Below are 11,897 nucleotides of genomic sequence, written 5' to 3'. Positions count from 1 at the left end.
AGCCTGGTAGAAATATTGAGTAATACTCAATTTAATGTCAATTGATCGGACATATTGATAAACCCTAACCTATGATTCATCAAATTCCGGGAAATTGATTCAGGCTCAACAATATGAGGGCTAGCCATGACGCTGGTAGCATGGCGCATCGCTTCGGAGTGCTTTCATGGCCAAGACCGCTCATTCACCCACCGATCTATCGCCTGTTTCTGCGCCGCTTGTTGATGTGCAGTCTGCTGATGCGCAATCCGCTGACACTACGGTCGTGCGGGTCAGGCGCGCGCCTGCCAGCGCCAAGTCGGAACAGCGCATCAAGGACATTCTTCGGGTCGCGCGGGCGGTGTTCTCAGAGCACGGGTTCGAGCGCGCCACCACTACCGATATTGCGCAGCGCCTTGGGGTATCCGAGGCAACCGTGTTCACCTATTTCCGGGGCAAACGCGAACTCTGCGTGCGGGTACTGAGCGACTGGTACGACGAGATAATTGTCGATATCGAAAGCAAGCTGCCTGCCTTGTCCGGCACCTACGCCAAGCTGCACTTCGTGGTGCACAGCCACCTGCGCCATCTGCTGGTCGACGGCACCGGACTGTGCGCGCTGATCCTGGCTGAAGGACGGGCACGCAACGACGAACTTGGCGAGACGTTTTCAGCGCTGCAACGCCGCTACACCGCCCCCGTGATGGCCGTGCTGGCCGAGGCACGCGAGTGCGGTGAAATCCGCGACGATGTGCCGCTGCGGCTGCTGCGCGCCATGATCTACGGGCCGATGGAACACGTGTTGTGGGGAGCCATTCGCCGCAATGAGGCGGTCGATATCGATGTCACGGCCGATCAGATCATGCGGCTGTTATGGCAGACCGTGCAGCCGCCTGCGCTGGATACGCTGGCGCTGATGCGCTTTCACAGCGAAGTGAGTGGGGCCTTGGCGAGGGTGAAGGCGGCATCTGTGTTGCCAGACGATCCCGTCGCGACGCAGCCTGCCTGAACGGCCATAGATCAAACGGCCTCAGACCATCGCCTGACTACAGACCCGCTGCACATCCGCGTCAGCTTTGCGCCGCAGGCACAAATGGGCAAGGTTCATCCTGCGCCGGTGCAGCAAACCCCGGCGTGCGGGTGGACTTGTCACGCCCCAGGGTGCGCGCGTCGCCGCGTGCCGCCATGGTGCCGCGCAGGACGCCGTCGGGCGATTGCACCACCCAGGCACCGGGCGTGATGTCGCCACCCACCTGCGTGGCCAGGCGGGTCGATGAGGTCTTGAAGAACCAGGCATCGGGGAAGCGCTTACGCCAGTCGCCGTCGGCGCTTTCGATTTCCGTGCCGGGGGCATAAGTCACCGGTCCCAAGGTCAATCGGCACGCCAGTTGTGCGTGCTGCACGCCCACTACCTGGCGCTTGGCATCGACCAACAAGGTGGCGTTGTAGACCGGGATGCCCCGCACCGTGAACAGCTTGTCATCGCCCGGACTGACGCGCCAGCGGATCGCCGGCCGGTCGGGGTATTTGGCGGCACCGATGTCGCTGCCCAGCGGCAATGCGTGGCCGTCCACCAGATTGCCGGCCGCTGTCAGACACCCTTCGAAGGCACGTGCGCTGCCATCGCGCGCAAGCTGGAAATGCAAGGTGGGGCGACGACGACCTTCCACGGCACCAGAGGTGCACGTCCACCCGTCCACGGTCTGGTCACCGGCCACGGTCACGTAGGCACCCGTGGGTTCGTGGACTTCGTCACCATCGCGCTGGGTCACGCGCAGTTGGCGGTTGATGCGCATGGCCGGCACACCGTAGGCCTGAACCGGGCTGGTAAAGACCGCCGAGCTGAATGAGTCGAGCTGTTCTTCGCGCTCAAGCTGAAGCCGCGTGCCGCTGGGCATGTCGATGCCACCGACGCGCGTAGGCGCGTTCAGCACCGTTCGCGTGGGTTCTTCGGTGGCGAAGGATGTGGGCTGCAATCGCGAGAAATTGAACGCCAGGAAGATGATGGGCGCCGACGCAAACGCCAGCATGCCCAGCACGATCATGGTGTGCAGACGCCGGTCGCGCGGCTGCTGACGGGTGACCGGCCGGGATATCAGCCGCCACATCCAGATTCCCAATACCACCAGGCCAAGACCGGAAATCAGCACGATCAGGTCGCGCAGCGCCAACACATCATTGGAGGCAAAGGACGTCATGGATAGAACCGGCTCAAAAAGATGGCCTACTGCAAAGTGGGTACCTGCGGCGCAAGCGTCGTGGCGGGCATAGACGACATCATCTCACCACAAGACGCTTCCGGGGACGGCGGTCGCGGCTCGCGCACACCTTCGGTTTTGAAACGCGCGAACGGCCTGCGTGTCTGGGCAGCCGGAATGACGTCGTGCAGCCTGCCATCCAGAGACTGTACTACCCAGTCGCCGCCCGCAACGGCCTCGCTCTTACGCAATGCCTGCCGATTCGCGGTAGTGATGAACATCCAGGCATCCGGCGCGCGCGTGCGCCAGTCGCCGTCTGCGCTTTCGATCTCGGTGCCCGCCGGGTAGACAAAGTCACCCAGGCTCAAGCGGCAGGCCAGTTCGCCGTGTTCCACGAAACTGAGCCGCCGCGCGTCATCGAGCAGGAAACTGGTCTTGAACACGGGAACGCCCCGCAACACGACCATTTCCTCGCGGGGTGCGCTGACACGCCAGCGACCATCCAACTGGCGGGGGCCGGTTGCGGTGATCGTGCTGTTCACTGGAATGGGATGACCGTCGAGCAGATTGCCTTTTGCTGCCCGGCATTCCTCCAGCCGCACCGACTGACCGTCATCAGCCAGCGCCGGCATGCCTCGGCACGCGCAGCTGGGCGAAAGGCCAGCCGCAGCCCCTTGACGCACAGCACGATCAGCGCGACGAGCGACAACAGCCACAGCAGCAGGAAAATAGCCATCAGAAGGCCCGCTCAACACCCCGACGCACACATGCGCCCGGATTAGTGGAAGCGGGTAGCTGGCTCAGCGTTCGACCCGCCGCGGTTTGCGCGGCCCGTTTTCGGCAAACAGGTCGAACAGGCGATCAGGCACCCGGCGCAGGAACCACGCCACAATACCCATCTGCCAAGGAATCACAGTGCTGCGCACCCGCCGTTCGATTGCCACCGCCGCCCGCTGCGCGAACACGGCCGGGTCAAGCAGGAAAGGCATGCGGTACGGATTGCCGGCAGTCAGCGGCGTGCGGATATAACCGGGCGACAGGGTCGTGACATAAATCTTGTCGCGGCGCACTTCGTTGCGAAGGCTTTCGCAGTAAGTTGCCACCGCTGCCTTGGACGCAGAGTAAGCACCTGCTCCTGGCAAGCCGCGCACGCCTGCTACGCTGGCAATGCCAACGAGTTGACCGCCGCCCATGTGCCGCATCGGGCCGATGAACGGCTCGAAGCTGGCAATCAGGCCCAGTACGTTGATCTCGAAGACCGCACGTGTGTCCTCGAAATCGTCCACCTCGCTGGTCAGATTACCCACCGAGATGCCGGCATTGGCAATCACGATGTCCGGACAACCCGTGGTGGCGATGAAGTCGGCCGCCGCCGCATGCAAGGCCGCACGGTCACGCACATCTACTGAGTACACCCGGTGTGCGCCGCCACCTAGCTCGGTGGCCAACGCTTCAAGCGCCTCACCCCGGCGCGCAAGCAGGCCCAGTGTCGCGCCCCGCCGCGCATATTCGCGTGCGAGGGCCATGCCGATCCCGCTGTTGGCGCCGGTGATGAAGACAATCATGCGAAGCTTATTTTCCCTTCGACTTGCGGGCTTGCTCGATCAGGAAGTCGGCAACCTGCAGGGCACGGGTGCCGCTGCCAGCCTGCGACGGGCTGGTGACGTAACGACCACCGATGGCCAGCATCGGCACGCCGTCCACGCCGTAGGACGTCATCATCTTGGTGGCGCGCTGCACTTTGGATTGCACACCGAAGGACTTGTAGGCGTCGCCGAATGCCTTGGCATCCAGACCTTGCTGCTCGGCCCAGGTGGTGATGCGGTCAGCCGTGTTCAGCTGTTGGCGCTGCGTGTGGATGGCCTGGAACACCTTGCCGTGCAGGGCGTCGATCTTGCCCATGGCTTCCAGCGTGTAGAACAGGCGTTGCTGCGGCTCGAAACCGGCATTGAACTGCACCGGCACACGCTTGAAGACCACATCCGAAGGCAGCTTCTTCGCCCACTCGACCAGTTCCGGCTCGAAGGCGTTGCAATGCGGGCATGCGTACCAGAAGAACTCGACCACTTCGATCTTCGACGGATCGTCAGCAGGCTGCGGCGGATCGATCAGGCGGAACTCGGTGCCCGGACGCGGTGCCGTACCCTGGGCTTGGGCAGCGGGTGCAACGGCGACAAAAGCGGCTGCGGCAAACGACAGACCAAACAGAACCCGGGTGAAAAGCGGACGACCCATTATGAACATCCCTGAATAAATTTAAGAAAAGTAAAACGGCAGGTGTAGCCGGACAGGTTCTCCGACCCACTCCCCAGGCGGGAAGTTCCGCGCCGGGCAAGCGCCTTGCACATTTGTGCTGCGTTTGCCCGGCGCGCGTTCCACATTACCGGCACACCATGACAGCGTCGATCACTGACGCGTCTTGATCACCGACGCTTCGATCTTGCTTTCTGCCAGACGGGCACGGGCACGGTTCATATCGTCAAGGCGACGGAACGGGCCCAGGCGCACCCGGTACAAGGTGTTCTGGTTAACCTGCGCCGACGCCACGAAGGCCTCGAAGCCCATCAGCGCCAAGCGCGCCTTGAAGGTTTCCGCTTCCTCGACACCACGGAATGCACCCACCTGCAGATAGTAAGTGCTTCCATCGTCAGCGGGTGCCGTCGGCGGCGCAACCGGCGTCGGGGCCGGGGTTGCAGGCGAATTGAAGCCAGGGATGACAGGCGGCGACACGCCGGTACCAGGCACCGGAATCGGTGTCGGCGTGGTCGGAGCCGGGGCACCCGGGATCGGCGCAGGCGTGCCCACACCTTCCGTGGCGGGCGTCCCAGGAGTCACCGTCGGGGCGGTGCCTGCCGGTGCATCGCGACCGCTGTACATGCCACGGTTCGGATCGGGTGCCTTGCTCGGATCGATCACCGTCGGGTCGGGCGCTTTGCCCAGGCCACGATTGACGAACGGAACCGGTGCACGGGTCACGTAGATGGCGACCAGCACCGCGACCACCAAGCCGATCAGCAGTCCGCCAATCGCGCCGAACAGGGTGCCACCACGCTGCGTGCGCGCGAATGAAGAAGTGGATGCCAAAGGACTCATGCCTGCCTTGTACAAAAAAACGTGCTTGCCGGAACACGCCCCGGATCGCAGCCGCATGGTTGGCGGCCTGCGATTTACGGGACGTTATCGGAGAATCACGCGGCGGGATCGGCGCTGGGGATATCCGCGCGCACCAGACGTTCCGGTGCAGACACGCCCAACAGGGCCAGGCCGTTGGCGATCACCTGCTTGGTGGCCAGCAGCAAGGCCAGACGCGCCAGGCGCAGGGCCTCGTCGTCGACCAGCACACGTTCCGCGTTGTAGAACGCGTGGAAGTCGGACGCGACTGCGGTCAGCCAGAACGCAATGTGATGCGGGGCCAGCTCACTGGCGGCCTGCGCAATGATCGCGGGGAATTCAGCCAGACGCTGCATCAGCGCAAACTCGCGCTCGGCGGTCAGCAGCGTGATGTCGGCGGAAGCCACCGTGGACACGTCGCCGCCCCACTGCGCGATTACCGAGTTCACCCGGGCGTGCGCGTACTGGATGTAGAACACCGGGTTCTCATCCGACTGCTTCAGCGCCAGATCGACATCGAAGGTGAATTCGGTGTCGGCCTTGCGCGAGATCAGGAAGAAGCGCACCGCGTCGCGGCCCACCCAGTCGATCAGGTCGCGCAGGGTCACATAGCTGCCGGCGCGCTTGGAGATCTTGACCTCTTCCCCGCTGCGCACCACCTTGACCATCTTGTGCAACACGTAGTCGGGGTAGCCCTTCGGGATACCCACATCCAGCCCTTGCAGGCCCGAACGCACACGCGCGATGGTGCCGTGGTGATCGCTGCCCTGAATGTTCACGGCCTTGGTGAAACCACGCTCCCACTTGGCCACGTGATAGGCCACGTCCGGCACGAAGTAGGTGTAGCCGCCCTCGGACTTGCGCATCACGCGGTCCTTGTCGTCACCTTCGCCGAGTTCGGTGGTGCGCAACCACAGCGCGCCGTCCAGCTCGTAGGTGTGACCGGCGTCGATCAGGCGCTGCACGGTCTTGTCGACACGACCCGAGGTGTAGAGCGAGCTTTCCAGGTAGTAATTGTCGAACTTCAGGTCGAAGGCCTGAAGATCCAGGTCTTGTTCGCGGCGCAGGTAGGCCACCGCAAAGCGACGGATATCGTCCAGGCTGTCCAGGTCGCCGGTGGCCTGCACGGGCTCGCAGTCGGCAGCCTGCACGGACTTCTTGGCGACATAGTCTGCGGCGATATCGGCGATGTACTCACCGCGATAACCGTCTTCCGGGAATCCATCGCCGTCCGGCACGAAACCGCGCGCACGTGCCTGCACGCTGATTGCCAGGTTATGAATCTGGTTGCCCGCGTCGTTGTAATAAAACTCGCGCGTGACATCCCAGCCGCTGGCGTCGAACAGGCGGCACATGGCGTCGCCCAGCGCTGCTTGGCGGGCATGGCCCACGTGCAGCGGGCCAGTCGGGTTGGCCGACACGAATTCGACCAGCACCTTGCGGTCGGCGCGTGCGGCACGACCGAAGGCTGCGCCTTGTTCGCGCACGGCGGTGATGACTTGCTGCTTGGCCGCTGCGCTCAGGCGCAGGTTGATGAAGCCCGGGCCGGCGATTTCGGCGGCAGCGATCAGGGCGTCTGCGCCCGACTGCGCCAGCAGCGCGTCAACGATCGCCTGCGCCAGATCGCGCGGATTGCGCTTCAGGGGCTTGGCGATCTGCATGGCCACGTTGCTGGCGACGTCACCGTGGGCAGCCACTTTCGGGCGCTCCAGGGTGAGGGTCGGACGAGCTTCGGGGGCGACGGCGGCGACGGCGGCGCCGATCAGGGACAGGAGGTTTTGCTGTTGCTCAGGGAGCATGTCGGCGATTCGATAGCGATGGGCAAGAGCGGAATGTTAGCAGGCACGGGCGGTCTCGACCGTGAGCAGGGGAAACGGTGGTGGGATGCGCGCGACAGCGCATCCAGCTTACTTGGTTAGCATCGCATTACATGGGCGACGGCTGCATGCGCAAGCCGTACATTTTTTCCAACCACGCGTTGTAGGCAACCATGTCCACGTTGCCGACTACCGGCCCTGTTTTGCTTACCCAACGTTCGACCGGGGTAATGAAAGTATTGACTTGATCGCGCAGACTTTTCCCAAGGAGAGGGTGTAGATCCTGCCGGTCATATTTCTTGGCTGAATTTGCCGTATTTACCCATCGATCAACAGGCGTAAAGAGTTCCGAGACTGCAGGGATACGAAAGTTGGTCTCTGCATGTAAAGCGGGGTCGTTAACGTACCGATATGCGGTGGGCAGGTTTGCGAACTGCAAACCTGCATCGAGCGCTTGCGACATCATCCAGTTCAGCGACACATTGGATAAGTCGCCCATCCGCTTGCCATTTTCTGTGTAGAAGTACCCACCCCCCAAATCCGAATGGGAGCCGATCAGGCCAATCTCGATGACCGGACTGGCGGGTGCGCCAAAGCCGTTGGCTCCGACCTCCATGGTCGTCAACGGAAACAACGTCCGCGTTTCATGCAGCGCGGTTGCGTGTGCCACCTTGTCCCAGCCAGCACCGATGGAAAAATTCCAACCAATGTCTGTCGCCCCCACAAACATCTGCGGCACAGTATCGAACACACCCAGGAATCGAAGATTCACGCATGCCGTGATCAATTCTCCGAATAAGGGATATCTGCGCGCAGAAAAAAGCCCGTCCTTCACTTGTTCGCCAATCTTATTGGCGAACTGCCGAGCCAACGCTGCCCCACGGGAAAAACCGATGATGTCGATTTGAACGGGCTTCTCTCTGGTGCCCGGAAACCTTGATAACGCGTTGAGCAGATTTCGCCATTGCTCTTCTATCCGAAGGTCGGAGGTATAAGCAGCTGCAATATCCGAACCCGATGTGATCGGGTTATCTTGAGAACCAGGGCCTGATACGTAATGCTGGGGTGCCACTCTTGCCGCGCTTGCGTCCTCATCCTGATACCAGCGCTGCATCAGAAAAATATTCGTCTGAGACTGTGGAGAATTTGCCGTCCCATCAAACGCAAACAGCAGCAACCCCAAGGGATCGATGAACTGCGCGGGCTGCTGGGCCGCGTAGCCATAGGCCTCGGTGCCCGGCTCTGCGCCCAGCGGATCGGGTTCCAGATACGCGCCAGACAAGGGATCGTAGGTGCGCAGATAGTTGTCATGCCAACCAGTCTCGGGATCGATCACCTGCCCTGGCAGGCGCAGTCGCATGCCCATGTCGCCGGCTTCGCTGCGCAGCGCGCCGAACGGGCCGAAATCGCCGCGCCAGCGTTCGGTCTGATCGGCATCAGTAACCAGCCTGGGCGTGCCGACGGCATCGGGGTGAACCGCGAGTATTTGCACGGGCAAGGTGTCTGACGCCGACGGCAGCAAGAACGACGCAGCCCGACGCATATGGGCGAGGAAGCCGGACGATTCGTCCTGCGTCACAGATAAGGTGGTGAGCAAACCTGATGCGCCGTTTGTCGTGGCGGGTTGTCCTGCACTTTCATCATCTTTGTCTACCGCAGCGACGCGCCGCATGCCGATCTGACGACCGCCCGCATATTCCAGGATCGCCACCGCTTCGTGTCCGGCATAGATATAACGACGTGCAATCGTGCCAAGCGGGCCGTCGCCTTGTTCGGCAACCAATTGCTGGCCTAGATAGAAGTCATGCGTGGCGGGTTTGCCGTTCACTTCCCGGATCACTCGTTCGCCGAATGCGTTGTGCCGATATCGAGCCACGGCTACACCACCTCGATCCACTGCCGCCAAGCGTCGCGACGGACCGTAGCGCAGCGTGTGGCCATCGACACGCGTCGGCAGACCACCCGCCTCACGCAAGCGCGCCGGTCGCATCGATACTCCTTGCGCAGCAATCGCAACCGCTTCACCGCCGTCGCGCCACGCGTAGTAGTCAACGGGTTGCGGCGTCCACATGGCGGGGACGGCACCCGCCCCGCCTGCATGACTGGCGACGATCAAGCGACCTGCGTCGTCGTAGGCATAACGATGCACGGCGAACACGCCGGATGACGAGGCGGCCTGATCCGCGCCAGGTGTCTTCAGGCTCGGGCGATACACCACTTCGGCCGCGACCCGTTCTTGAGCGTCTGTTCGATCATGGTTCTGACGGTTCGTCTGACTGCTGACTTGATCTCTTGTCTGGCCATTTTTCTGCCCAGACATCGCGCCACTTTTCTGTGAGCTCGGCTGCCATGTTGTCTCCGCACCCATCTGCCGAGCCAGCCCTAACAAGACCCCGTCTTTGCCCTGGTAATGCAGCCTCCGCCCAGCTTGCGACACGCTGCTCACTCCGTTGAACCAACGCCGAGAAATACCATTCAAGCCAGGCGACTGCTGAAACACCAGTACGGTGTCTCCATCGCGCGGCGCATAACGAATGTCGGTTACGCCCTGGTCGGACCACGCATAGAACAGGCTGCCGCCTTCGGGCAGGTCATGCCGCACCATGCGTCCTTGCGCATCCCAGGCGAATGACTCGGCATAACGCACGGCCGCATCATTGACACCCGCCACCGAAGCAACGGGCCTGAAGACCTCGCGCCATGCCATGCGGCCATCCGGTCCATAGCCCCGGCGTTCGGACTCGACCGGGTGATCGATGCGGATCGGCAAGTCCTGTTTCCAACGCAATTTCGTCTCGACAGATTCACCCGCGCGTGTTGCCCGATGGGTCTGCAACTGCCCGCTCGTGTTGTAGTCGTAGGTCCAGCGGGTGCCGTCCGAGAACAGGCGCAGCACCAGACGACCGGCGGCATCGTAGTCGCGTGTTTCGGTCCCTGCCACCGGCTTGCCGCCCTTGCCTTCTGCCCGTACCGGCAGGCCGAAGTCATCGCGCCGCCAGCGCAGGTCTGGCCAGCCGGTAATGGGCGTTAGTTTGGCATCGGCGTCGGCTGGCTTTGTCGGTTGCAGTTGACGGGCTGCGCCAGCTTTCCGAGCACCTTGCGCAGGTTCCGATTGAGTTAACAGTGTTAACGGAGTTGATTGGGTTGATTGCAAAGACCGATTCGATGCTGCCGCTTGCACCGCGCGCATCCCGCTGCCCTCATGCAACGCGGACTGCTCCGGCACCACATCCGACAACGTCGCCACGCCACGCTCGATCTTCCAGTTCAGCACCCACGCCCGCGTGATGGCTTGCGGACCATCGGCACCCGGCCGCCACCCTGCTTCCGAGATACGTTTGGGCACGGCGCGCCACACCCCCGTGGCGGGATCGGTGAAGGACAACCAGTCGATATGTCGCGTATGCCGCTGCCCACCCACCCTGCTGGGCGCATCGACCTGCGTGGGCAAACTGCTGTCGCCCAGCCAGGCAATCTGCGTTGCGCCACCGGCATCGCGCAGGCTCATCACCCGACCGAGCACATCGCGCGTGACACCAATGCCTTCGGCTTGCGTCAGCCGCCCCAGCGCATCGTAACGACGGCTGTTGTCAATCGGTGCGCAGCCTTCGCAGCCCGCGCCTTCTACTGACGTAAGCACGGTGCGCGCACCCGCCTGACGATGCAGCAAACGTGTCACCGCGCCGGCCTCGTCGCGCACCGTGGTCTGCCCATCGGCATAGTCGATCTGCTGCCGCCCGGTCTGTGCATCTGGCGCGCCCTGCACGGCGGTCACTACCCGGCCGCGGGTGTCATACATCCAGCTGCGCACACGTTGTGGCGCTTGCCCGAGCGGGCGCGCCACGATGCCGGTCAGCCATGCTGCCGAACCGGATTCGTATAAGTAGTCGCGCGCATCGCCATCGGGGCGGATGGCAGTGGATAAGCGGCGCTCGGCGTCCTGTGCATAAGTGAAACGCCCGCCCGGCGTGTCCACGCCTTGCAGCGGTCGCCAGCCATCTGGTTCGGCTGCGCCATACCGAAACGCCAACTGCCTGCCTTGCGGATCAGCCACTTCAAGCAAGGCACCACGGTGTCGTCCCATGTCGCGTGCACGCCGGATCGACACGCGTTGACCGCTGGCAATCGAGATGCCAACCAGAAAGCCGTCTTCGTCAAAGTTCAGCACACGCCCGTCTCGCCACTGCCAGGACATGGTCTCGCCGCGCACGCCCGTTTGCACATGCAAGACCCCCAATGCGGGATCGGAGGGCAAGCAGGTGCTGGCACCCGGGACACGTGAAAAATCCACACGACTGCCGTCTGCCTGCACGATCTGCACGGTGTCGCCCACCCGGAACAGGCGCGTGTCATAGGACCATACCCAGTTGCGTCCGAGTGCCTCGGTACGCATGTCGCGGGCGTTGTAATGCCGGATCAGCTCGATGCCCAAGGCACCGGGCGCAGCCGCCATATCTGTTTCGCGTTGATATTTGTTGCCAGTCGCCAGGTTGACCGGGTTACCCACGGCCAGGCTGCTGGATGCGCCCGCTTCGGCTTGCGTTGCCACCCCGTCGGCCGCGCAAGGCGCGCCCAGCAACGACGGTCCGCATTGCGCCGCAGCACCGGCCGCCCAGCCCAAAACGTGCACGGTGACGAGCATCAACGCCAGGCCAGCAGCAAGCGCGGCGCGCCTTGTGCACCGTTGAGTGGAGATGTGGGGAGTGCTCGCCATTGCCCTGTTCCTGCGCCCGCATGGCCCCGGTGACCATGCCCAGCCGGCAGCATCCATGATTGGCATGTGCTGCGTCGC

At 62.9% G+C, this 11,897-nt stretch carries 9 protein-coding genes; 1 reads left to right on the top strand and 8 read right to left on the bottom strand.

The features are described from left to right. Positions 1 to 166: 166 nt before the first annotated feature. Entirely contained in the window at positions 167 to 988 is an 822-nt protein-coding gene (locus FXN63_RS01145) for a TetR/AcrR family transcriptional regulator (protein ID WP_148812044.1), read from the top strand. A 61-nt stretch (positions 989 to 1,049) separates the two neighbouring features. Here the strand turns inward: FXN63_RS01145 and FXN63_RS01140 are convergent, their stop codons facing one another. The 8 genes from FXN63_RS01140 to FXN63_RS01105 form a co-directional block, all read right to left on the bottom strand. Then, the gene (locus FXN63_RS01140) at positions 1,050 to 2,177 is read right to left on the bottom strand and encodes a hypothetical protein (RefSeq protein WP_148812043.1); all 1,128 of its coding nucleotides are present in this window, start codon (positions 2,175 to 2,177) and stop codon (positions 1,050 to 1,052) included. A 26-nt stretch (positions 2,178 to 2,203) separates the two neighbouring features. After that, complete coding sequence (locus FXN63_RS01135) at positions 2,204 to 2,719, bottom strand: hypothetical protein (RefSeq protein ID WP_148812041.1); 516 nt, start codon at positions 2,717 to 2,719, stop codon at positions 2,204 to 2,206. After that, the gene (locus FXN63_RS01130) at positions 2,716 to 2,913 is read right to left on the bottom strand and encodes a hypothetical protein (protein ID WP_148812039.1); all 198 of its coding nucleotides are present in this window, start codon (positions 2,911 to 2,913) and stop codon (positions 2,716 to 2,718) included. The genes FXN63_RS01135 and FXN63_RS01130 overlap by 4 nt, the downstream gene beginning before the upstream one ends. Positions 2,914 to 2,977: 64 nt before the next feature. Beyond that, positions 2,978 to 3,742: an SDR family oxidoreductase gene (locus tag FXN63_RS01125; protein ID WP_148812037.1), complete on the bottom strand. Its 765-nt coding sequence runs from the start codon at positions 3,740 to 3,742 to the stop codon at positions 2,978 to 2,980. 7 nt (positions 3,743 to 3,749) lie between these two features. Further along, the gene (locus FXN63_RS01120) at positions 3,750 to 4,412 is read right to left on the bottom strand and encodes a thiol:disulfide interchange protein DsbA/DsbL (RefSeq protein ID WP_148812034.1); all 663 of its coding nucleotides are present in this window, start codon (positions 4,410 to 4,412) and stop codon (positions 3,750 to 3,752) included. 171 nt (positions 4,413 to 4,583) lie between these two features. Further along, positions 4,584 to 5,270, bottom strand: coding sequence for an SPOR domain-containing protein (locus FXN63_RS27240; RefSeq protein WP_148812032.1), 687 nt, complete (start codon positions 5,268 to 5,270; stop codon positions 4,584 to 4,586). Positions 5,271 to 5,365: 95 nt separating this feature from the next. Next, positions 5,366 to 7,087 carry an arginine--tRNA ligase gene (argS, locus tag FXN63_RS01110; protein WP_148812030.1) on the bottom strand — a complete coding sequence of 574 codons (1,722 nt, stop codon included), beginning with the start codon at positions 7,085 to 7,087 and terminating at the stop codon, positions 5,366 to 5,368. A gap of 127 nt (positions 7,088 to 7,214) precedes the next feature. Next, complete coding sequence (locus FXN63_RS01105) at positions 7,215 to 11,819, bottom strand: DUF6531 domain-containing protein (protein WP_187395055.1); 4,605 nt, start codon at positions 11,817 to 11,819, stop codon at positions 7,215 to 7,217. Positions 11,820 to 11,897: the final 78 nt, after the last annotated feature.

It is taken from the genome of Pigmentiphaga aceris, assembly GCF_008119665.1.
GTDB lineage: Bacteria > Pseudomonadota > Gammaproteobacteria > Burkholderiales > Burkholderiaceae_B > Pigmentiphaga > Pigmentiphaga aceris.
This window is presented reverse-complemented; position numbering and strand designations above follow the sequence as displayed.

Excerpts from the sequence above, each read along its gene's own strand:
- FXN63_RS01145 (WP_148812044.1), top strand. The coding sequence starts at position 167 with ATGGCCAAGACCGCTCATTCACCCACCGATCTATCGCCTGTTTCTGCG.
- FXN63_RS01140 (WP_148812043.1), bottom strand. The coding sequence starts at position 2,177 with ATGACGTCCTTTGCCTCCAATGATGTGTTGGCGCTGCGCGACCTGATC.
- FXN63_RS01130 (WP_148812039.1), bottom strand. The coding sequence starts at position 2,913 with ATGGCTATTTTCCTGCTGCTGTGGCTGTTGTCGCTCGTCGCGCTGATC.
- FXN63_RS01125 (WP_148812037.1), bottom strand. The coding sequence starts at position 3,742 with ATGATTGTCTTCATCACCGGCGCCAACAGCGGGATCGGCATGGCCCTC.
- FXN63_RS01120 (WP_148812034.1), bottom strand. The coding sequence starts at position 4,412 with ATGGGTCGTCCGCTTTTCACCCGGGTTCTGTTTGGTCTGTCGTTTGCC.
- FXN63_RS27240 (WP_148812032.1), bottom strand. The coding sequence starts at position 5,270 with ATGAGTCCTTTGGCATCCACTTCTTCATTCGCGCGCACGCAGCGTGGT.
- argS (WP_148812030.1), bottom strand. The coding sequence starts at position 7,087 with ATGCTCCCTGAGCAACAGCAAAACCTCCTGTCCCTGATCGGCGCCGCC.
- FXN63_RS01105 (WP_187395055.1), bottom strand. The coding sequence starts at position 11,819 with ATGGCGAGCACTCCCCACATCTCCACTCAACGGTGCACAAGGCGCGCC.